This window comes from Marinomonas sp. IMCC 4694, assembly GCF_008122525.1.
GTDB lineage: Bacteria > Pseudomonadota > Gammaproteobacteria > Pseudomonadales > Marinomonadaceae > Marinomonas.
Map to the genome: position 1 here is coordinate 1,099,743 of NZ_VSRV01000001.1, position 22,212 is coordinate 1,121,954.

The 22,212-nt window shown below is 44.9% G+C and carries 21 protein-coding genes; 8 read left to right on the plus strand and 13 right to left on the minus strand.

The genetic code is table 11. The features are described from left to right. Positions 1–30: 30 nt before the first annotated feature. The 3 genes from FXV75_RS05055 to FXV75_RS05065 all read left to right on the plus strand — a co-directional run bounded on the left by FXV75_RS05055 (position 31) and on the right by FXV75_RS05065 (position 2,239). Positions 31–723, plus strand: coding sequence for a hypothetical protein (locus FXV75_RS05055; RefSeq protein ID WP_148831475.1), 693 nt, complete (start codon positions 31–33; stop codon positions 721–723). Positions 724–774: 51 nt separating this feature from the next. Continuing rightward, positions 775–1,557: a hypothetical protein gene (locus FXV75_RS05060; protein ID WP_148831476.1), complete on the plus strand. Its 783-nt coding sequence runs from the start codon at positions 775–777 to the stop codon at positions 1,555–1,557. 61 nt (positions 1,558–1,618) lie between these two features. After that, positions 1,619–2,239, plus strand: coding sequence for a LysE family translocator (locus FXV75_RS05065; protein WP_148831477.1), 621 nt, complete (start codon positions 1,619–1,621; stop codon positions 2,237–2,239). Here FXV75_RS05065 and FXV75_RS05070 read toward each other — a convergent pair. The 3 genes from FXV75_RS05070 to FXV75_RS05080 form a co-directional block, all read right to left on the minus strand. Then, positions 2,236–4,242, minus strand: a complete 2,007-nt coding sequence (locus FXV75_RS05070) for a DNA topoisomerase III (protein WP_148831478.1) — start codon at positions 4,240–4,242, stop codon at positions 2,236–2,238. The genes FXV75_RS05065 and FXV75_RS05070 overlap by 4 nt on opposite strands. Positions 4,243–4,310: 68 nt before the next feature. Further along, positions 4,311–4,793, minus strand: a complete 483-nt coding sequence (locus FXV75_RS05075) for a universal stress protein (RefSeq protein ID WP_148831479.1) — start codon at positions 4,791–4,793, stop codon at positions 4,311–4,313. A 16-nt stretch (positions 4,794–4,809) separates the two neighbouring features. Continuing rightward, positions 4,810–5,049, minus strand: coding sequence for a hypothetical protein (locus FXV75_RS05080; protein ID WP_148831480.1), 240 nt, complete (start codon positions 5,047–5,049; stop codon positions 4,810–4,812). A gap of 195 nt (positions 5,050–5,244) precedes the next feature. On the opposite strand from FXV75_RS05080, the gene FXV75_RS05085 reads away from it, so the two are divergent. Then, positions 5,245–5,865, plus strand: coding sequence for an FKBP-type peptidyl-prolyl cis-trans isomerase (locus tag FXV75_RS05085; RefSeq protein WP_148831481.1), 621 nt, complete (start codon positions 5,245–5,247; stop codon positions 5,863–5,865). Between the two features lie 88 nt (positions 5,866–5,953). Here FXV75_RS05085 and FXV75_RS05090 read toward each other — a convergent pair whose 3' ends face one another. The 3 genes from FXV75_RS05090 to purB form a co-directional block, all read right to left on the minus strand. Continuing rightward, positions 5,954–6,370 carry a GNAT family N-acetyltransferase gene (locus FXV75_RS05090; protein WP_148831482.1) on the minus strand — a complete coding sequence of 139 codons (417 nt, stop codon included), beginning with the start codon at positions 6,368–6,370 and terminating at the stop codon, positions 5,954–5,956. 18 nt (positions 6,371–6,388) lie between these two features. Then, a complete protein-coding gene (locus tag FXV75_RS05095) occupies positions 6,389–7,606 on the minus strand; it encodes a cupin domain-containing protein (protein WP_148831483.1) in 1,218 nt (405 codons plus the stop codon). 113 nt (positions 7,607–7,719) lie between these two features. Continuing rightward, positions 7,720–9,093 (minus strand): adenylosuccinate lyase, encoded by a 1,374-nt coding sequence (purB, locus tag FXV75_RS05100; protein ID WP_148831484.1) that lies wholly within the window; start codon positions 9,091–9,093, stop codon positions 7,720–7,722. 271 nt (positions 9,094–9,364) lie between these two features. Between purB and FXV75_RS05105 the strand changes: the two genes are divergently transcribed. Further along, positions 9,365–10,966: a methyl-accepting chemotaxis protein gene (locus tag FXV75_RS05105; protein ID WP_187424849.1), complete on the plus strand. Its 1,602-nt coding sequence runs from the start codon at positions 9,365–9,367 to the stop codon at positions 10,964–10,966. Positions 10,967–11,078: 112 nt separating this feature from the next. Here the strand turns inward: FXV75_RS05105 and FXV75_RS05110 are convergent, their stop codons facing one another. The 5 genes from FXV75_RS05110 to FXV75_RS05130 form a co-directional block, all read right to left on the minus strand. Further along, positions 11,079–13,298, minus strand: a complete 2,220-nt coding sequence (locus FXV75_RS05110; protein WP_148831486.1) for an NADP-dependent isocitrate dehydrogenase — start codon at positions 13,296–13,298, stop codon at positions 11,079–11,081. A 304-nt stretch (positions 13,299–13,602) separates the two neighbouring features. Further along, the gene (gene hflD / locus FXV75_RS05115; protein ID WP_148831487.1) at positions 13,603–14,232 is read right to left on the minus strand and encodes a high frequency lysogenization protein HflD; all 630 of its coding nucleotides are present in this window, start codon (positions 14,230–14,232) and stop codon (positions 13,603–13,605) included. 17 nt (positions 14,233–14,249) lie between these two features. Continuing rightward, entirely contained in the window at positions 14,250–15,380 is a 1,131-nt protein-coding gene (mnmA, locus tag FXV75_RS05120) for a tRNA 2-thiouridine(34) synthase MnmA (RefSeq protein ID WP_148835229.1), read from the minus strand. Positions 15,381–15,449: 69 nt separating this feature from the next. Next, positions 15,450–15,848 carry an NUDIX domain-containing protein gene (locus FXV75_RS05125; RefSeq protein ID WP_148831488.1) on the minus strand — a complete coding sequence of 133 codons (399 nt, stop codon included), beginning with the start codon at positions 15,846–15,848 and terminating at the stop codon, positions 15,450–15,452. Further along, positions 15,784–16,512, minus strand: a complete 729-nt coding sequence (locus tag FXV75_RS05130; protein ID WP_148831489.1) for a pseudouridine synthase — start codon at positions 16,510–16,512, stop codon at positions 15,784–15,786. Before FXV75_RS05130 ends, FXV75_RS05125 begins: the two co-directional genes overlap by 65 nt. Before the next feature lie 345 nt (positions 16,513–16,857). Between FXV75_RS05130 and clpS the strand changes: the two genes are divergently transcribed. Together clpS and clpA are read left to right on the plus strand one after the other, a co-directional pair. Further along, complete coding sequence (gene clpS / locus FXV75_RS05135) at positions 16,858–17,208, plus strand: ATP-dependent Clp protease adapter ClpS (protein ID WP_148831490.1); 351 nt, start codon at positions 16,858–16,860, stop codon at positions 17,206–17,208. Between the two features lie 20 nt (positions 17,209–17,228). Next, positions 17,229–19,481, plus strand: coding sequence for an ATP-dependent Clp protease ATP-binding subunit ClpA (clpA, locus tag FXV75_RS05140; protein ID WP_148831491.1), 2,253 nt, complete (start codon positions 17,229–17,231; stop codon positions 19,479–19,481). Between the two features lie 105 nt (positions 19,482–19,586). On the opposite strand, the gene infA is transcribed toward clpA, so the two are convergent. Both infA and aat read right to left on the minus strand, forming a co-directional pair. Continuing rightward, positions 19,587–19,805, minus strand: a complete 219-nt coding sequence (infA, locus tag FXV75_RS05145) for a translation initiation factor IF-1 (protein ID WP_148831492.1) — start codon at positions 19,803–19,805, stop codon at positions 19,587–19,589. A 225-nt stretch (positions 19,806–20,030) separates the two neighbouring features. After that, positions 20,031–20,780 (minus strand): leucyl/phenylalanyl-tRNA--protein transferase, encoded by a 750-nt coding sequence (gene aat / locus FXV75_RS05150; protein ID WP_148831493.1) that lies wholly within the window; start codon positions 20,778–20,780, stop codon positions 20,031–20,033. 546 nt (positions 20,781–21,326) lie between these two features. Between aat and FXV75_RS05155 the strand changes: the two genes are divergently transcribed. Next, positions 21,327–22,202, plus strand: coding sequence for a hypothetical protein (locus tag FXV75_RS05155; protein ID WP_148831494.1), 876 nt, complete (start codon positions 21,327–21,329; stop codon positions 22,200–22,202). The last annotated feature ends 10 nt before the right edge of the window (positions 22,203–22,212 follow it).

Consider the following 22,212-nt stretch of genomic DNA (forward strand, 5'->3'; position numbering starts at 1 on the left):
ATAGATAAAATCTAAAAAGTGGAATCGAGAATGTGGATTTTTGTAGCCATTATTACTGTGGCAGTGAGTTGTCTAATTCCTCCTTATTTTCATTGGAAGAGTAAGCAACGAGAGATGAGAGAGAGATTACTGTCACGTTTGTCCAAACGCAGCGATCACATGTTGTATTCTCTAAAGAAGGTATCAGACCGTTACCTCACGAGAGACACTAAAATTTTCATCATAGAATACTTACTTAATGTGATAGCGGAATGCGTAAGGGCCAATTTTCGAACGCCGTTTATTGAAAAGAAAGAAGAGCTTCTCATTCATTTGTCTGAGTTAAAGCTGGGCCGTAACATAGCGTCAAAAGATCGTGTGTCGAGCCAGCAACAGTTTGAACAAATGCAGAATATCCTGCAGTACATGCTCAGAGAAATTCGCAATATGCCAGAGAGTTATGGTGGTAGTCGGGTGGTCATAAAGCATCACCTGACCCTCATTCGTTACGCTCATGCTTTGGCGCAACGTGATTTATTGGTCAAACAAGCGCGGCAAGATTTAGAGGAAAACAAAAAAGCGCGTGCGTTAGAGCGTTATCGCTTTGCGCTGTCCATCATTGAGAAAAATGGCTCCATTGTGAGCTCCAAGCGCGAGAAAGCACGATTGCAAAAAATGATACAAGATGTCGAAATGCTTTTGTTTGACAAAAACAGCGATGATATTGCAATAAAACGACAATGAACATACAGGGCGACGTAAGCATGAATTTTATTAAGGTTCACGATATTTAAAATGGCCACTTTAACCACAGCCGCACTTTTATTGTTTATTGTAGGATTTCTTGCTCTTGTTATTTTTTTGCAATTGAAAGAACAGGCCCGACTGGACAGATTGCGCAAGGTGGCATTTTTAAACAATCAGTTGCGTCAAGTACGACGCTACCTCGATGATATTCCCCCTCAGTATCAGCCTAAAGATATGAGGTTGTGGCTGTATTCTCGAAAAGTCGCGATATACGAACAGTTGCTTGTTTTACACCCAGACCCAACCCTTGCGCGGCGTCATAATCATATCGTAGAAGAAATGAATGCGTTTCAAAACAGTAAACATAAACGCCGAGCCAAACCCATCAATGACGAATTGTTGATTATGGAAATAAAGCGCCAATTTGAATCGTTTAAAGTATTTCTCGCGTTATGCCAAAAAGACAGTACGATCAGTTCGGACGTTGCCCATAGGTACAAAAAGCTGATGAACTTTTACCACTTTAAAGTCAATGCGGATTACCACTCTTACCTTGCTAGGCAAGCATTTTTAAATGGCTTAATGGAGAACTCGGTCAAAATGTACAAAGAGGCTTTGGCACAGTTAGCGCCGGTGAAAGACACGCCCGAGGCTCAACCTACTATTTTAAAATTGAATGATTTAATACGAGAAATTGAAGAAGACTCTGCTTTGCAAAAGGCCGAAGAGGAGATGGCAAGAAGCTCAGACAATAAAGCCGATGCCGAGCTGGATTCTGAATGGGATAAGTTCATGGAAGACTCAAACCGAAATATTAAGAAGCGTTTTTAGCAATTTTTGTGTTTTTAAAGGGTTGTTTACCGAATAACTTTAATGTCTATAAGGATTTTCTGTGAGTCTAGCCGTACTTTCAGCGTTTATTCCCACCTTTTTCTTTGTTTCCATCACCCCTGGTATGTGCATGACCTTGGCCATGACATTAGGCATGACCATTGGTGTAAAAAGAGCCCTATGGATGATGTTGGGGGAGCTTGTCGGCGTTGCAATGGTGGCGACCTTGTCGGCCATTGGGGTCGCAGCCTTACTGTTGAATTACCCAAGTGTGTTTATGATTTTAAAATACATTGGAGGGGCGTATCTTGCTTTTGTGGGCCTGCAAATGTGGCTTTCCAAAGGCAAAATGGCGATCAAGACAGAAGACGCCAACGCCACGCCCGCTTCGCGCGTTGAACTGATGTCGCAAGGTTTTGTGACCGCGATAGCCAATCCAAAAGGGTGGGCATTTTTTGTGGCTTTATTGCCGCCTTTTTTGGATGCCAATCTGCCTCTTACTGGACAGTTAGTTATTTTGATTAGTATTATCTTGGCGCTAGAGTTCAGTTGTTTGCTCATTTATTCTGCTGGGGGCAGAACGCTCAAATCCATACTAATGAAAAGTGGCAACGTGCGTATTATGAACCGTATTGCGGGTTCACTCATGATCGGGGTAGGGGTCTGGTTAGCTATTGGCTAGGCCTTTGATCGCCTTTTAGTATGAGAGGTGCTGGTGGTTTTGGCGTTGCTTGCACTTCTCGTGAAGGACACTTTTTTTCCTCTGCTTTTACGTTTTGAAAAGGGGGTTTTGTTAGGCGAGGGCAGGTTTTGCAGTGCCGATGAGGGCATATCGCGTGATGCAATAAGCAGATCATTTAAATTATTTTCCAGGTGTATCATGAAATCTTGATAACTGGCCTCTCCCAGGCTAATGCTATTGAGTATAGACTCCCATTGTGCCGTCATGTCTGGCGTCACCAGTTGTTCAGGTAGGCAATCAATAAAAGCTCGACCTGTTTGGCTGGCGTTAATTTGCTTGCCCTGTCTTATTAGAAATCCCCGTTTAAATAGTAATTCAATAATACTCGCTCGAGTGGCCTCTGTACCCAATCCATCGGTGTCTCTTAAAATGGCTTTAATGTCTTTATTGCTGACAAAGCGACTGATGCCCGTCATGGCCGCCAGTAGCGTAGCATCGGTAAAAGCCGCCGGTGGCGTGGTTGTTTTTTCTTGAACCATGCCTTTAGTGCACCAGAGCGCTTCATTATTATTTAGTTTTGGCAGTTCGTTTTGGTTTTCGTTGTCCGCATCGTCTGCAGGCTTTTTGTTGGGTAATAAGACCTTCCACCCAAGCGCCACAGGGGTGTTACCTTTTGCTTCAAATAAGCCTTTTTCAATATCGAGCTGGATGTAAGACGCTAAATAGGTGTAATCAGGATAAAATTGCATTAGATATTGTCGAGCGATTAAACCAAATACTAACGCTTCTGTTTTGGACAGCGAGGCTACTTTGTGGGCTTGTGTAGTAGGAATAATGGCGTGGTGAGCAGTAACTTGTTTGTCGTTCCAGGCTTTATTTTTACGCGTTGGATCAGCATTAAGCGCGCCCTTGCTCAACTCTTTACTCAGTCCCTCGCCCTCGGCGCGACGCAGAGCGGCGAGGACAGCGGTCGCGTCTTTGTGTTGCTGAGTGGGTAAATATCGACAATCCGATCTGGGATACGTGATTATTTGATGACGCTCGTACAAGGCCTGACAGGCATCCAAAACGTGCTGGGCAGACAGTCCAAACGCTTTTGCTGCATCAATTTGTAATGCCGATAAGCTGTAAGGTAAGGGTGCGGCTTGTTTTTTCTGTTGGTAACTTGCTTCGATCACACGAGCGGGTTTATCGGTAATCCGAGACGCCACATTGTGCGCAAGTGATGCACTCAATACTCGGTTGTCTGTGTCCATGTAGGGTTGGCAGGCCTCGCTCGGCCGCCACTTAGCTTGAAAACACGTGCCCTGAGGGGTTTGCACATTCGCCCATACTTGATAAAAATCCTTAGCAACAAAAGCCTCTCTTTCTTTGTCTCGAGCAACGACCAGCCCTAATAAAGGTGTTTGCACCCGCCCTATTGATAATACTCCTTGATAGCCAGCTTGACGTCCTTTAATGGTGTAGGCTCGGGTAAGATTGAGGCCAAAAAGCCAATCGGCCCGAGCACGACCCAGTGCCGATCGAGATAAAGCAGCAAATTCGTTATTGGAACGTAAAGTATGCAGGGCTTTTTTTACTGCAGAGGGGGTCAGGTCACTGATCAATAAGCGCTGAGTGCTTTTTAGTTTTTGTGCTGAAACTTTTGTGTAATGCAGCACTTCATCTACTAATAATTGACCTTCTCTGTCAGGGTCACCTGCGTGAACCAAAACAGAGGCTTTTTTAATCAGCTTTTTGAGAATGCTTAATTGTTTTTTGGTACTGGCTTTTTCTTGCCATTGCCATTCTGTTGGAACGATGGGTAAGTGGTCCAAACTCCACGATTTGTAAGCAGGGTTATACTGGTGTGGCTCGGCTTGTTCCAGTAAATGCCCAATGCACCAGCTGACACAATCCCCATTGGGCAACCAAATGCAGCCCTCTTCTTTTTTTTGAGGCGAGGGAAGAGCCGCGGCGATCGCTCGGGCGAGGCTGGGTTTTTCAGCAATATAAAGAATCATAGATACACTTACTGTTTATATATACAGTAAGTGTATCTAAGGTAGGCAAGCATGACTAGAGAAATGTGCTATTTAATGGGCACAACTAAAACCGGAATAGTGCTGGTGTGAATGACTTTGTTGGCAGTTGAGCCAATGATCATTTGGCTGATCCGACTGTGCGTCCGGCTGTTCATGACAATAAGATCGGCTTTTTTGTCTTTGGCGGTACGTTGGATGCATTCAGACGGCACCCCATTGGCTAATACGGTTTCAGGTTCGATGGCTAAGGTAGAAAGTTCATCCGCATAGGTGGTCATAAAGTGGGACAGCAATGCATTCATACGGGCATTGATCTCAACGATCGCATCTTGGCGCATCGTTTCTCTTACGTCTTCACTGATGTAATTAGAGATCATAGTCGTGGCTTGTGCGTTGAGTGGTTCCATTGCGTGCATCAAAACAACTTTCGAACCATGAGCTTTTGCAAGGCTCATTACTAACGCCATAGCAGAGTCGGTTTTGTTGTCTAGGTCGCAGGCATAAACGATCGTATTAATCTTAGGTAGCATGATAAGGTCCTCTTCTTTATGTCTCTAAAGTGTAAGCCTTTTCGCTTTTCCCGTTCTGATCTGTATCAATCATTGTGGTGCTTATTGGAGGAATAGGGTCTAAATAATCAGACGCTTTTTTACTGCCATGGTTAGCCAACAAAAAGCTCCCCATAGAAGACAGACAAATAATAAAGACAAACAGTGCCCCCCAGAAATCGGTCTTTTTGCGGTTTGGTTGCATCTGATCTTTCAGAATAATCGTTCTTTTTTTCATTTTAACACCTCACTTTTACTAATTTATTAAATGATAATGAATATCATTAAAATAGTATATGGGGAGGGATAAAAAACAATAAACCCTTTTTTTGTGGGTGGATATCCAGTGCGCCATGAAAAACCCGCCTAGGAGATTCTGCCTATGTTATAATTCGCCTTCAATTTTTTCGTAAATGAATAAGAGAGTGTAACCATGTCAGAACTGTCGTTCGATTCTAATGAATCAAAAATCGCCTACGGTATTGGTCGTCAGATCGGTGATCAACTTCGCGGCAGCGATTTAGGTGAATTGTCCTTAACGCATCTTTTTGCTGCGATCGAAGATGCGCTTAACGGCGTAGAAATGCGCGTTCCAGGTGAAGAGCTCGAGGCCGCTTTCGCTCAACTTCAAGCGTCAATGGAAGAAAAAGCCCGTACAGGATCTGAAGAGACAGTCAAAGCGGGCGAAGATTTTCTTGCTCAAAACAAAGCAAAAGACGGTGTTCAAGTGACCGAGAGTGGCTTGCAGTTCGAAGTGCTTGAAGAGGGGGCTGGTGCCACGCCTGTTCGTGAAAACACCGTTCGTGTTCATTACGAAGGTCGTTTGATTGACGGACAAGTATTTGACAGCTCTATCGCTCGTGGCGAGCCAATTGAGTTTCCATTGACTGGCGTGATCGCTGGTTGGACGGAAGGCCTACAGTTAATGAAAGAAGGTGCAAAATACCGTCTTACTATTCCAGCTGAATTGGCTTACGGCGCACAAGGTGCCGGTGCTATGATACAGCCTTTTTCTGTATTGCAGTTTGATGTTGAATTGATTGCGGTTGTGTAATCATTTACTGAATACAAAAAAAGAGTACGCCCTAGTGGGTGTGCTCTTTTTTTGTCTCTATTTTGCAGTTACTTTAAAGAACCAACGGCTAAATATCACGCTCCATGCGAATGTGCATTTTGCCTGCTTCTAAAAATACTTTACCGTCTGTGGTGAAATTTTGCTTATCATAAAAAGGTTGAACATCGACCTGCGCATGCAAAAAAACCTGGCGGATCCCCATTTCTCTGGCCACTTTAATTGCACGAGCTAATAGCATTTCGCCGTAGCCTTGGTGGCGATACGCTTGCAGCACGGCCAAGCGGCTTATTCTGCCATCGTCGGTGAGTCGACAGGTTCCCGTTGGAACGGCGGTGGTGCCAAAAGAAACAAAATGTACAGCGTCTTCATCTTGATCGTCCCACTCCTCTTTTGGGTCGATGCCTTGCTCCAGAATAAACACTTGTTTTCGTACAAAACTGATTTGATCTTTGCTGCTGTTCCAGTCTGATGTTAGTACTTTCATAGTATGTCCTAAATCCTTTTATTCTTCTGGGGCCATTAATTCAATCAAACCTTGCTGACGAATAAAGAAGCGAACTAGGGGTTCCAGTTCGGCATTTTGCGACAAATCTAAGCCAGAAAAATCAAACTCAACCTGATGACAAACGGCTTCTACAAAGCCGATTAATGTGGCGTTGACGAGCAGATGCTCGCCGTTACAAAATACCCGTATTTCGCCTTGTTCTGCTTGCAGGTGTTCAAGGTTCTGCTCTTGTACATAATAGCAGATACGTGCGTCGCCAGGGCGAACAAAGGTTTGCCCTTTAACGGCATTAACAAACGCTTCGTCCACATCGTGTTGATTGAGGGGAGACAAGTATTCTGGATACTTGCTTTCACTCATGGTTTCCCCAAGCCATTGTGCCAGTTGATCTGGCTGGTTGATCAGGCGAGCCAATTGAGCCTGAAGATAGCCGATATCGTCTTTACTGATGTGCGCGCTGTGTTGTCGCGCGGCGGTTTCTGGCGCGGCAAAGCGGTCTTTGACGTTGTCTGTTTCGCACAGTTTGTCACGAATGCCAGTGAGCACATCTTGCATGCTTGGAGCGCGAAAGCCAATGGAGTAGGTCATGCAATCGTCGTCCAAAGCGCGGCCATTGTGGGCAAAGTTTGGTGGTAAATAGAGAATATCACCGGTTTCTAATTCCCAATCCATGTCGGTATTCACGGGAAAGTTATCTAAAATATGCAGCGAGATGTTTTCAATGGCGGAATCTTGGTATTCGTTTGGTGCCAATACTTGCCAACGACGACGACCGCTGACTTGCACTAAAAACACATCGTATTGATCGTAATGAGGGCCAACACTGCCGCCTTCGGTGGCGTAACTGACCATCACATCGTCTAAACGCCAGCTGGGTAAAAACTCAAATTGCTCTTTTAAGGCTTGTACTTCCGGCACCCAATGGTCGAGCGCTTGGATCAGCAGTGTCCATTCTTTTTCAGGCAAGTTAGCAAAGGTTTTCTCAGTAAATGGCCCTTGTTTGGTTTCCCATGGGGTTTTGCCATGTTCGATTACAATGCGGGACTCAATGTCTTCTTCCATCGCCATGCCAGCCAATTCGTCGGCTTCTAACGGCAAAGTGAAATTCACTAACCCCCCTCGAATCAACAAAGGCTTTTTCTGCCAATAATCATCAAGAAAAGTTTGTGCGGTCATGCCACCAAGAATAGTCAGCGGAGTCGTTAGGTCTGTCATGGAATGCTCATTAAAAGAAGAAATAAAAGGGCGTTGATCTAGTAAAATAAAGCGACAAAAAAGAGCCGATAAATCGGCTCTTTTTTTCAGTAACCGTCTCGTAAGCTAAAAAATTAGTGACGAATGGCTTTGGCTTGTGCCACCGCGTTACCGATGTAAGTGCCAGGTGTTAATTTTTTCAGTTCGGCTTTCGCTTGTTCTGGCATCTCAAGCGTATCGACAAACGCTTCGATCGTCGCTTGGTCTATAGTCCGGCCACGGGTCAGTTCTTTTAGCTTCTCGTAAGGCGATTCGATGCCGTAACGACGCATCACGGTTTGAATGGGCTCCGCCAGAACTTCCCATGCATTGTTTAAATCCGCGTTAAGACGTGGCGCGTTAATTTCTAACTTGCTGATGCCTTTTAATGTCGCTTGGTAAGCGATTAAGCTGTGTGCCAAACCAACACCAAGGTTACGAAGAACTGTAGAGTCTGTTAGGTCGCGCTGCCAGCGAGAGATCGGAAGTTTCGCGCTTAAGTGGCCCATGATGGCATTTGCAATCCCCAAGTTGCCTTCGGAGTTTTCGAAGTCGATTGGGTTTACTTTATGGGGCATAGTAGAAGAGCCGATTTCGCCAGCAATGGTTTTTTGTTTGAAGAACCCCATGGAAATGTAGCCCCACACATCGCGGTCGAAATCGATCAGGATGGTGTTGAAACGACAAATGGCATCGTACAATTCCGCGATGTAATCGTGTGGTTCGATTTGCGTGGTGTAAGGGTTCCAAGTCAAACCCAAAGAGGTAACAAACGCCTCAGCATGCGCTTGCCAATCTACGTCTGGGTAAGCAGAAAGGTGAGCGTTGTAGTTACCTACTGCGCCGTTGATCTTACCCAAAAAATCCACTTGTTCGATCTGCTTAAGCTGACGACTCAGTCGCGCCGCCACGTTGGCCATTTCTTTACCAACCGTTGAAGGCGATGCTGTTTGTCCATGAGTACGAGACAACATAGGTTGTTCAGCGTGTTCAATTGCAAGGTCTTGAATGGCCGTAATCACTTTGTTTAATTCTGGAGAAATACCGTCAGCCAAGGCCTCACGTAACATCAGCGCGTGGGACAAGTTGTTGATGTCTTCTGAAGTACAAGCGAAATGGACAAACTCAGAAATAGCGGCCAGTTCAGCGTGGTCAGCCATTTTGTTTTTAATAAAGTATTCAACGGCTTTGACATCGTGGTTAGTGGTTTTCTCAATGTCTTTAATCGCTTGCGCATCGGCTTCGCTGAAGTTATCTGCAAGTTGGTCTAAAACGGCGCTTGCTTGAGCGCTAAGAGCAGGAACTTCCATAATTTGTGGGTGATTGGCCAAAGCCTGTAGCCAGCGAACTTCGACTATGACTCGCATACGCAGCAAACCGTACTCGCTCACTGAGCGACGTAATACGTTGGTTTTCGATCCGTAACGACCGTCGATAGGGGAAATTGCATTTAAGCTAGTTAATTCCATTGAGATAACGCCTCGAACATGGTTTTCAGGGAGCCACTATTATAGGCAAAAGAGGCGGTCACGGCTATGGCTGAGGAGTGACTCAGGCCTAGCCTGAGAGACATTTTGTGCGCCGCTATAGATCGATCGCTCAATTGGCATTCAATAACGAACATTTTGAATTTAATTAGACTGTTTTTGACTACATTCAGCGTTATTATAGCGACGATTAAACGCCATGCCGTTTTGGTAATGTGCAACTTTTATGCTGTTTGCTAGGAAGCTGTTTATTATGAAGATAAGTCGTATTATGAACATAGTCATTGTTATCGTAATGATAGCCTTGTCTTTATTGTATTTTATCAGTCACCAAGGGCTAAACCGAAATGAGGACGCAATACGCCAACAAGTGGTTGTGTCTGATGCTGTATCGGCGATGAAGGACGCTCGTTATTATGTTGTTCAAGTGCAGCAGTTTTTGACAGACATGGGAGCAACTCGTAGTGAAGAAGCGCTCCCAGAGGTTGAGGTGAGTTTGAAGGGGGCCATGAACAGTCTCGACGAATTGTCGGCTATTCTGCCTGAATACAGCGTCCGTGTGATGGGGTTGGAGAAACAGCTTAGCAACGTTTATAACGTGGGCCGAGACATGGCATCGGCGTATATCGAGAATGGCACCTTTGCAGGTAACACCTTGATGAAAGGGGAAGGGGGCTTGGATGACGCCGCGGCGAATCTTGCTGATGCTTTCGAGCTTATTGCCAATGAATTGACCGATCGGCTTGATAAAAGTGCAGAGGCATCGATTGGAACACTGGAAGACTCTAAATTTTTGTTTTTGATAAGCAGTTTGGTGTCTGCGTTTGTCATCATTGGTGGGATTGTTCTCTTGCGTCGGCGTATATTGCCAGGCTTGAATTCATTGGAAGCTTCTTTGCACAACATTTCGGTCGGTGCTCGTGATTTAACGGTGCGATTGGATGATAATGGCAACGATGAATTGGCGTCTGTTGCCGGCAGCTTTAATGTGTTTATAAAAGGCATTCAAGAGCTTGTTGTTACTCAACAGGGTCAAGCGACTCAGTTATCTGTCGCCGGTGAACAAATGTTGGTTTCTTCTAATAAAACCAGTAAGGGAATGCAAGGGCTACAAAAAGAAACGTCAGGCATTGCAAACGTTGTTGCGGATATGCAAACGACGGTACGTCATGTTGCTGACAGAGCCGATGCGGCGGCAAAAGCGGCAAAAGAATCTGACAATATTGCGAAAGATGTCGAGTTGGTCGTGCAAACCAGTGTTTCGTCTATCGAAGAATTGGCAAAAGGTGTTGATAAGGCATCGAGTGTTCTTCAAGCATTGGAGAAAGACACATCGGATGTTGGCAGTATTTTGGATGTGATCCGTGGTATTGCTGACCAGACTAACTTACTTGCCCTTAACGCGGCGATAGAAGCAGCAAGAGCCGGAGAACAAGGTCGAGGTTTTGCGGTGGTTGCTGATGAAGTTCGTACTTTAGCGCAACGCACACAAGAATCGACAGAGCAAATTCAGCGAATGATTTCTCAATTACAAGCTGGCTCACACGATGCTGTTCAGGTAATGGGCATCAGTAAGCAGCAAGCGGAGCAAAGTGTTTCTCAATCGTTAAAAGCGAGAGAAGCATTACGAGCAATAACTTCCTCAATGGGCAGTATTTCTTCTATGGCGATCGACATAGCCTCTGCCATGGAGCAACAAGCAGCAGCGTCTGAAAATATTGATGGTCGTATTCGCTCGATTCGCGATGAAGCGGAGTTAACGAATGACAATGCCAAGCAGTCAAACCTTGCTGCGACTCAGGTATTAAGTCAGTCTAAATCTCTGTCTCATCTTATCTCCAGCTTTAAAGTATAAGGAACACGTTCGACACAAAAAAGCCTAATAAAAAACCCCGAGCAATTTACGTTGCTCGGGGTTTTTTATTACTAGGTAAAAACCGTAATGGTTTTTACCTTCGTTGTTGGTATTACAAAGAAGACAGTGCTGTGTTGAACGTGGTGCTAGGACGCATGATCTTAGTCACTTCAGCTAGATCAATATGGTAGTAACCTGATAGGCCAGCAGGCTTACCTTGAACCGCGGCTAACTCGGCTACAATAGTGGCTTCTTGGTCAGCCAAGACTGTCGCTAGAGGAGCAAATTTTGCCGTCAGCTCAGCGTTGTCAGACTGTGTCGCAAGTTCTTGAGCCCAGTACATAGCAAGGTAGAAATGGCTACCACGGTTATCAATTTCACCCACTTTACGGGAAGGTGATTTGTTCGTATCCAAAAGTTTGCCTGTTGCTTTGTCTAGGCAGTTCGCCAACACTTTTGCTTTTTCGTTGTTGTGCTTAATGCCAAGCTCTTCGAAAGACACCGCGACGGCCAAGAATTCACCTAGTGAATCCCAACGTAGGTAGTTTTCTTCCATTAGTTGCTGAACGTGCTTAGGCGCTGAACCACCTGCGCCCGTTTCATACATACCACCGCCTTCTAGCATAGGTACGATGGACAGCATTTTTGCAGACGTGCCTAATTCTAAGATTGGGAACAAATCGGTTAGGTAATCACGCAAGATATTGCCGGTAACAGAAATCGTATCTTGACCACGAATGATGCGTTCCATAGAGAAACGGATCGCTTCATTGTAGTTCATGATGCGAATGTCTAAACCGTTAGTGTCATGTTCTTGTAGGTAATGCTGAACTTTTTTACGGAGTTCATTATCGTGTGCGCGGTTCTCTTCTAACCAAAACACAGCCGGTGTAGACGATTGGCGAGCGCGGGTAACGCCTAACTTCACCCAGTCGCGGATCGGAGCGTCTTTGGTTTGACAAGCGCGCCAAATATCACCTTTTTCGACGTTGTGTTGCATTAACACATTGCCATCAGCATCAACAACGCGCATAACGCCATCTGCTTTTAGTTCAAATGTTTTGTCATGAGAGCCGTATTCTTCGGCTTTTTGTGCCATTAGGCCAACGTTTGGTACGGTGCCCATCGTCACTGGGTCAAAAGCGCCATTCGTTTTACAGAAGTTAATGGTTTCTTGGTAAATACGAGCATAAGTGCTGTCTGGAATGACGGCTTTAGCGTCATGTGCTTTGCCATCGCGCCCCCACATTTTACCTGAGTTACGAATCATCGCTGGCATGGACGCATCAACAATCACGTCGCTTGGTACGTGTAGGTTGGTGATGCCTTTGTCAGAATCTACCATCGCCAATTCAGGGCGTGTTTTGTAAACGTCTTGAATGGCTTGTTTGATCTCTTCTTGTTGTGCGGCTGGCAAGGTTTGGATCTTGTCGTAAACACTGCCCAAACCGTTGTTTGGATTAACGCCAATCTCTTTGAACAACTCGTCGTATTTTTCAAACACGTCTTTGAAAAATACCGTTACCGCATGACCGAATACGATAGGGTGGGATACTTTCATCATGGTCGCTTTTAAGTGAACAGACCACATAATGTTGTCTTCTTTCGCTTCTTGTAGCGATTTTTCGAAAAAAGCGCGTAACTTGGTGGTGCTGATGTTCATACTGTCGATAATTTCACCCGCAATAACAGGCAGTGATTTTTTTACTTCAACAGAACCGTCTTGGCCTACAAATTCAAGGCGAAGCGTTTGGGCTTTTTCCATAGTCACGGATTGTTCAGATGAGTAAAAATCGCCATCACGCATGTAATCAACGTGTGAAACCGATGTTTTGCTCCATTTGCCCATAGAATGCGGGTTTTTGCGAGCAAAGCCTTTAACCGCAGCTGGCGCGCGACGGTCAGAGTTACCTTGACGTAAAACCGGGTTTACCGCAGAACCGAGCACTTTAGAGTAACGTGCTAATACGTCTTTTTCTTCGTCTGTTTGAGGGTTTTCTGGGTAGTTAGGTAAGTTATAACCTTGCGCATTTAATTCTTTAATGGCGGCATTTAGCTGTGGGAGAGAAGCACTGATATTCGGTAGTTTTACAATGTTAGCTTCTGGCGATGCCGTCAACTCACCTAGAAACTTCAAGCCATCTTCCGCTTGTTTGTCAGCAGGAAGTAGATCTGAAAAAGACGAAAGAATGCGGCTCGCTAGTGAAATGTCCGTAAGCTCAAGTGTGATGTCCGCTTCTTTTGCAAAAGCACTAAAAATTGGAAGCAGAGAGGCGGTCGCAAGTGCGGGTGCTTCATCCGTCAATGTGTAATAGATGGTTTGTTTCGACATGTATTTTCCCCTAACATTTCAGGCTGTTGGCCTATTGGATCGAAGATGACTTTTAGTCGCCATTCGCGAATGTACATGACTTAGTCGAGACGAACGCGTCTAAGTCAAAAAATTGCACAATATAATACCTAAAAAAATTACACAGAGATATTGGCTGTTGGATATAGTGAAAATTGATTTTAATTATCTGTCAATAAATGGCTATTTTTAAAGGCAATTTAGCGGTGATAGGTGGCTATAAAAAAAAGACCCATAGGGAGCGCTGTAGGGTCTTTTATAGGCGAATTGAAGCGTATTTATGGCATTAGGGTCGAGCGTCGAGCGCCTGTAAGAGCGCTTTTCGTTTGAACACCAGATGCCAGCGTTTACCGCCCAGTTGTCGCCATAGCATGGCCGCACGAATGCCTGACATGAGGATGGCTCTGACTTGATTGGCCACTTGAGGTTGTTGCAAAAAACGACTGTCGCCATGCACTTGAATTCGAAAAGGCAGTTTACTCAAGGTGTCTTGGTACATTCCTGAAATAGACGCAATCATGTTTTCGTGTAATACGCTGTCATAATGGGCTTTTTTTTGTTCAATCTGGCCGATTTTTTGCCCGATTAGCGACAGCATATCCGGTGCTTTTGACAATTTGTTTTCCAAGTGAATTAAGCTTAAGGCGTATCTTAGTGTATCGGGGTTGACACTGCTGCGTTCTTTGCCCAGCGCCTTGCGTGACACTTTTCGACCGAGCGCGAGGTGGGTTTGGCAGTCCCATTGGCCGCCATAAATGTCTTCAGTTGAGCTCGCATTGACGGTGAGAATGCTGTTTAGCATAGGTGCTAAGCTGTCTTTGTCGACTTGGCCTGTTTTGGCCAAAATAGACACCAATTCTGCCGCTTGAAATACCGCAGACAAGGCAATGGATTGCTCTTTTTCTCGACTACTCACGTAATACGCTCTCTGAATTATGGGTTAAAGGCAACATTGATGATGCCGCCACCTAGGCAAAGGTCATCGATGTAAAATACCACCGACTGGCCTGGTGTGATGGCACGTTGAGGTTCGACAAACGATACCTGTACTCGACCATCGGCTAATTCGGTTAGGGTGCATTCTTGATCTGGTTGGCGATATCGGCATTTAGCCTTGCAGGTCAATGGGAACGCGGGCTTTTCTCTGGCGACCCAGTCAAAGCCATCTGCAATAAGATGCGTTGTGAATAAGGATTCGTGTTGGCCACCTTGGGTGACAATCAGCACGTTGCGTTCTAAGTCTTTTTTGACCACATACCAAGGATCATCAGAATACTTAGCCAAACCGCCGATGCCCAAGCCTTGACGTTGCCCAATGGTGTGATACATCAAGCCGTGATGGCGAGCAATAGTATCGCCCTCTAACGTTTCAATGTTGCCCGGTTGTGCCGGCAAATACTGCTCTAAAAAGTCTTTAAAACGACGTTCACCGATAAAACAAATGCCGGTACTGTCTTTTTTGTTGTGAGTAACCAGCTGGTACTCTTCGGCTAAGCGGCGTACTTCGGGCTTTTCTAGTTCACCTACAGGAAACAAGGTTTTGGCTATTTCGTTTTTACCAACCGCATACAAAAAATAACTTTGGTCTTTATTGGCATCAAGGCCTTTAAGCAACAAGGCTTCTCCATTTAAGCCTTTCCCACGGCGTACATAGTGCCCCGTGGCAATGTAATCGGCGTTGAGTGCCATAGCGTATTCTAAAAAGGCCTTAAATTTGATTTCTTTGTTGCACAAAATATCAGGGTTTGGGGTGCGTCCGGCTTTGTATTCTTCTAAAAAATGCTCGAACACGTTGTCCCAGTATTCCGATGCGAAATTAGCGGTGTGCAATTTAATACCAAGCTTGTCCGATACCGCTTGCGCGTCGGCAAGGTCGTCTTTGGCGGTACAATATTCGGTGCCGTCGTCTTCGTCCCAGTTTTTCATGAAAAGACCCTCTACCTGATAGCCCTGTTTCATCAAAATAAGTGCAGAGACAGAGGAGTCGACGCCGCCAGACATGCCTACAATGACTTTTTTATCGTGATTGGCGGGGTTATTCGTGAGGTATTGGTTTTCATTCATGACCGGTTGTTTCTCATTAAGCGTAGAGGGCGAGCCTCGGTAAATTGTATGTTTCATTGTACTGTATTTTCACGAGGTCAGCACGGGAGATAGAAACTGATCGGATAGAAACGTTAAAGGTACAATGGGGGTGTTTTGTGAATCTTCAATGCAGGTTTTTATTAGTGGGCTGCGGTGTGGTAGCGCCATGATCTCGTCATAGGTTAACCAGTGGCTGGAGACAATATCGTCGTCCAGTGGTGTATGGGTTTCCGTTATCGGTTCACATAAAAAGCACAAGCGGTGATAGGTGTCTGCACCTTCAAACGGCGTGAACGAATACAATCCCAGCAAACCTATGGGTTTTACTAGCCAGCCAGATTCTTCTTGGGTTTCACGAATTACCGCTTCTAGGGCGCTTTCGTCATTTTCGATGTGACCGGCGGGCTGATTCAATACGAGTGTCCCGTCCTGCCATTCTTTTACCATCAGAAACGTGGGGCCTTTTTTGACCACCGCGGCGACGGTCAGATGAGGTCGTTTTGTTCTTTCTTTGCTTGCTAAGCGCTCTTTGTTGTTCAAACTGAGTGACCTCTTTTATTAGGGTGTCTGTTGGCGAGGCAAACTGCCATTCACTGACTGCAATGGCATCTAAAGTATAAGGACCAATAGCATAACGAATTAAGCGTAAGGTAGGGAAGCCAACCGCAGCGGTCATACGTCGTACTTGGCGATTTTTCCCTTCACGAATTTGCAATGACAACCAGCTTGTCGGAATGTTTTCTCGATGTCGGACCGGTGGGTTTCTTTGCGCTACGTTGGGAGCATCCATTCGCTCTGCCATCGCCGGTTTCGTCATGCCATCGTTGAGCTCGACGCCTTGACGAAGCTGTGACAGGGCGGTTTCAGAAAGGTCGCCTTCTACTTGTACCCAATAAGTTTTGGGCAATTTAAAATCAGGCGACGCAATAACATGTTGTAAAGCGCCTTGATCGGTTAAGAGCAGAAGGCCTTCGGAGTCGTAGTCGAGTCGCCCAGCAGGGTAAAAATCCGGTGCATCTATGTAATTTGCCAGCGTGTCTTTCTCGCCCTCGACAGAAAACTGACTGAGTACACGAAAAGGTTTGTTAAATAAAATTAAATTAGAAGTCATTTTTATGAGTGTAGTTGAGTGTAATTAAGTGCCGTAAAACCCATATTTACCAAGGATTTTTTACTTTTTATCAAATGCTAAGATAACAAACTTGTCACAGGATAGCGATGGCTGCCTAGTTTGGTAGGCGAGAGCTCGGTTTATTAAACGTGTTTACAATAAACATCACAACTAACCCGCTGTGTTTGATTGATTACCTCTTAGCTCGCCCCCATAAAACTTAAAAGGTCATTTGGCGTTTGTAAAATCTAAGTGGTAATCTGTAATGCGTAACATGACGTATATAAATAATAATAGGCCAAAGTTTGGCCTATTATGTGAACAGTGTAGCCACAGAGGCGTGGAATGATTGTAGATCAGAAAATTAAACTAACATCAGAAGATGACGAGCAACATGGGCATTCGAATATTGCCATTGCGCCAGAAGAGACCGAGTTGAAACCACCTTCCTTGTATCAGGTTGTGTTGTTTAATGATGACTACACGCCAATGGATTTTGTCGTGTTTGTATTGCAGCGTTTTTTTTCGATGGAAGGAGAGAAGGCAAACCAAGTAATGTTAGAAGTACACATGAAAGGAAAAGGTGTGTGTGGAATTTATCCTTTTGATATTGCCGAAACCAAAGTAGCAATGGTACAACAGTTCGTAGAGCAAAATGAGCACCCTTTAATGTGCGACCTACAAAAAGTCGACTGATTCAGAGTGAGGGCATAGCAATGTTAGACAAAGAACTAGAGCAAACCCTAAACACCGCGTTTAAAGCGGCGCGTGACAAGTGCCATGAATTCATGACAGTAGAGCATTTATTACTTGCTCTTATTGATAACAGCGCCGCGTCTAGTGTGCTTAAAGCGTGTGGCGTTGATGTAACGGTTTTAAGTAAAGAGCTTGAAGAGTTTGTTGACAGCACAACACCACTTATTCCTAACGACGACGAAGAGCGCGAAGTGCAGCCTACCTTAGGGTTTCAACGTGTCCTTCAGCGTGCTGTTTTTCATGTGCAATCTTCTGGCAAGCGCGAAGTCACCGGTGCCAACGTGCTGGTAGCGATTTTTAGTGAGCAAGAAAGCCAAACCGTGTATCTGTTGAAACGACATGGCGTGGCAAGAATCGACGTCGTCAACTTTGTAGCTCATGGTATTTCTAAGTCAGGCGATACGGCGCCACAAGGGGAGCAAGACGAAGAGGTCGAAGATACCGCAACGGCTCCTTTGCAAAAATTCGCGACCAATCTCAACGAAGAAGCCAAAGCCGGTAAAATAGACAAACTAATAGGACGTGAATACGAAGTAGAGCGAGTAATTCAAACCTTGTCTCGTCGTCGTAAAAATAACCCTTTATTGGTTGGCGAGTCTGGAGTGGGTAAAACTGCCATCGCAGAAGGCTTAGCAAAACGCATCGTGGATGGTCAGGTGCCCGATGTTATCGCCGATGGCGTGGTGTATTCATTGGATTTAGGTGCCTTGTTAGCCGGTACTAAGTATCGAGGGGATTTCGAGAAACGCCTCAAGCAGTTGTTGAATGAATTGAAAAAACTGCCTAATGCGATTTTGTTTATTGATGAAATTCACACCATTATCGGTGCGGGTGCCTCGTCTGGTGGGGTGATGGACGCATCCAATTTACTCAAACCAGTTCTAAGTTCTGGTGGTTTGCGTTGTATCGGATCGACCACTTTCCAAGAATTTCGTGGTGTGTTTGAAAAAGACCATGCGCTGGCGCGTCGTTTCCAAAAAATTGATGTAAATGAGCCTAGTGTAGACGACACCTACCAAATTTTAAAAGGCATTATAGGGGCGTTTGAAGATCATCATCAGGTGAAATACGAAGAGCCTGCGTTGTTGGCGGCCGCAGAATTAGCTCAGCGTTATGTGACCGATCGTCATATGCCAGACAAAGCCATCGATGTGATTGACGAAGCGGGCGCTTATCAGCGTTTACAACCCGAAGATCAGCGTACGGGTGTGATTACCGTGGCCGATATTGAAGACATAGTGTCCAAAATCGCCAGAGTGCCAGTAAGAGCCGTTAACTCAGACGACAGACAAGTCTTGTCGAACCTTGAGCGCAATTTGAAAATGGTGGTGTTTGGGCAAGATAGCGCCATTACCACCTTATCCGCAGCGATTAAGTTGTCTCGTGCTGGCCTTAAAGCAGAACAAAAGCCCATAGGCTCCTTTCTAATGGCGGGACCCACTGGCGTCGGTAAAACCGAAGTTACTAAGCAGCTGGCGAAACAGCTAGGCTTGGAGCTAATCCGTTTTGATATGTCGGAATACATGGAGCGCCATGCCGTATCTCGTTTGATCGGTGCGCCACCAGGTTATGTTGGTTTTGATCAGGGCGGTTTATTAACCGAAGCGGTCACTAAAAACCCACACAGCGTTGTTTTGTTAGATGAAATTGAGAAAGCACACCCAGAAGTATTTAATTTACTTTTACAAGTGATGGATCACGGCACCTTGACAGACAACAACGGCCGCAAAGCGGATTTTCGTAATGTGATCTTGGTGATGACGTCTAACGCGGGAGCCGAAGAATTGGCGCGTCGTTCGATTGGCTTCTCAAGTCAGGATAACTCGACCGATGGCATGGAAGTGATCAATCGTACCTTCACGCCAGAATTTAGAAACCGATTAGATGCAGTGATTCAGTTCCAGCAACTGGACGAACGCATTATCTTTAATGTGGTGGACAAATTCTTGGTGGAACTGCAAGCTCAGCTTGACCCTAAAGGTGTGTTGTTGGATGTATCTGACACCGCAAGGGGTTGGTTAGCCAGTAAAGGCTATGACCGTCAGATGGGCGCTCGTCCGATGGCGCGCGTGATTCAGGAACACCTGAAAAAACCCTTAGCGGAGTATATCTTGTTTGGTGACTTGAACGAAGGCGGCCATGTTAAAGTGGCGCTGGATGAAAAGAGTGACGAACTGAAATTTGAAGTGATCAAAGAAACCGTCGTGCATTAAAACACGTTTTTTAGACATAAAAAAACCGGACGTAAATCCGGTTTTTTTATGTCTTCTGTTTGCGTTATTTCGTCAAAAACAAAGCAACACTAAAAACTCTGCCAATTAACGCGCGCGGTAAACGATACGGCCCTTGGTAAGGTCGTAGGGCGTTAATTCAACTTTTACCTTGTCACCGGTTAAAATACGAATGTAGTTTTTGCGCATTTTTCCAGAGATATGAGCGATTACAACGTGTCCGTTTTCTAATTCGACACGGAACATGGTATTAGGCAACGTATCAATGATAGTGCCCTCCATTTCTAAGCCTTCTTCTTTTGCCACAATATGTGTCCTATGGTATTAAAACTGTCTATTAATTAGTAGACGCCGACCATACCTTCTTCGGAGGTCTACGGACGAAGAGAAAAAATGTTCCTCTTGGTCGATTGAGCGCTAAATGTTGACACTTAGGATTACGTATTTAGCGACGTCTGAATTTTGATCGAGCGTATTTTGCCTAAAAAAGCGCCGTAAGGCAAATCGAGTTACGGTTTAATGCGCTCTATTTTAGCGAAAAATGGGCTGTTTTTGCTGTCGTTGGCCTATTTCGATCAACGCGACGTTCTTTTGTATCGTCGATATTCGCTGTTTTAGTCCTGTGCAAAAGGCTTCCCGAGTGACGCATCTTGCCCCCAAGGAAAGCAAATGATCCGATTCGACTTGGCAATCGATGAGCGTGATGCCGCAGTCTTTGGCAAGGTCGCAAAAGAGTTTAAGCGCAACCTTAGAGGCATTCGGTTGCAGCGAAAACATGGATTCACCAAAAAACACCTCACCCATAGCAACGCCGTAAAAGCCTCCAATAAGCTCGTCCTCACGCCATATTTCTATCGAATGAGCGAAGCCCATGCTGTGAAGCTGGGTGTAAGCGGCTTGAATGTCTTTAGAGATCCAGGTGCCTTCTTTGTCAGCTCGTAGCGCGGCGCAGTGGTGAATCACGCGTTCAAAGGCGGCATTGACAGAGAACGTCCAAGGGGTGTTTTTTACGGTTTTATTTAAAGACTTAGCACAGTGAAATTGCTCTGGGAGAAGTGTGCAGCGTTCTTTAGGATGCCACCATAAAATCGGATCTGGATCGCTGTACCAAGGAAAAAAACCGTTACGGTAAAGGTGAAGTAACCGTGTTGACGACAAGTCCCCTCCAACGGCGCAAAGCCCTTCTGGATCGAGCAAGGCGTTGTCTGGATCGGGAGTGTCGTAAGGGGAACCTGTGAGCCATACGAGCTCTTGTTGTTTGGCGTTATTAGGGGGAGTCATTCGTTACTGATGAGCCTTTTTTGTTTGATTTTTGAACATGTTAGGGTGATTAGAGAGATTGTATTTATAGGCAGCAATACTGTCTTAAAAAAATAACAAAATAAATTAAAGAATCAACATCACCTACCGATACATGAAGTAAGGAAGAAAAAATATTCAGCTTGCGACTTACTGACACAATGTTATGCTTGACTCATTAAATAAAGCATGAAAAAAGCACACAAAATGTATCTCGCATGCTGGGTTGAGTGTTTTTTGCTCAAACCGGCGAGTAAAATGGAAAAAAAGAGAAAAAAAGTGCACGGAGTGCTTGACCAGTAATGGAAAACTTGGTTTTAATCGATGTAGTCCAAAACGGTAGCTCGAAAGTTCATTGAATGCGGTGTTGGGAACTACAATTAATCTTGCTTTTTAGTGATTGTCACAAAAGCGAAACTGATTGGTTTTAAGATACGAGGGTCGTTGTTTTTCAACGAGTCTTATAATGATAAAGATCAATCAATAGGTCTACTAGACCACATAATATAATATAAAGGGGAATCTTGAATGAAAGCGACTAAACTTGCTTCTGTGTTTGCGGTAACTGCTCTTGCGGCTGCTGTTTCTTCAACTACTTTTGCAGCTGAGGCAGTTATCTCTGGTCAAGCTGGTCTTGAGTATCGTTTACTTGGTGATACCCATGCTGATGCTGCAGGCGCAGCTGCCAATAACAATACTTGGAGAAGCAAAGGTGAGCTTAATTTAAATGTTGATACAGGTGTTGTCGCGGCTCTTGTTGAGTTTCGTGAGAATGTAGCAACTATTGTTAAAGCAACAGTAACTCAAGGTGCTGTATCTTTTGGTGACTTCGATGGGTCTATCTCTGATGATGCTTACTTGAAAGCAACACGAGTAATTGAAGGTGAATACGGTGACGGTTCTAAAACTGATCTAGGTGTTCGTTATGATCTTGGATCAGGTTTGGTTGTTGCACTAGAAATGAAAACTGATCAAGACGGTGTTGGTTTTGCAGCAGACTATAGCGTAGATCTAGGCATGGCTTCTCTTGATCTTTCAGCTGGTACTTATGCTGGTGAAAGTTCTGCTAAAGTTAAAGATGAAGTGTCTAACTATGCAATAGGTGTTTCTGTTCCAGTTGGACCAGCAACATTTATAGCTTCATATGCTGGTGGTACAACAACTACTGGTACAACTGATACTGATATTGGTGTTACTACAGTAGGTGTTACTTTTGCAGTATCTGATGCGTTTACTCTTGGTATTCAGAACTCAACTGACTTAGAGGCTGCTGCAGGTACAGACGATAACAACACTGAAGTTGCTGCTTTCTATACAGCTGGTGATATCACTTATTATGCAGCGGCTCTTTCTGGTGATGATCTAAAAGAAGAGACTCGTATTGGTGCTAAAGCTTCTTTCTAAGACTTTACTT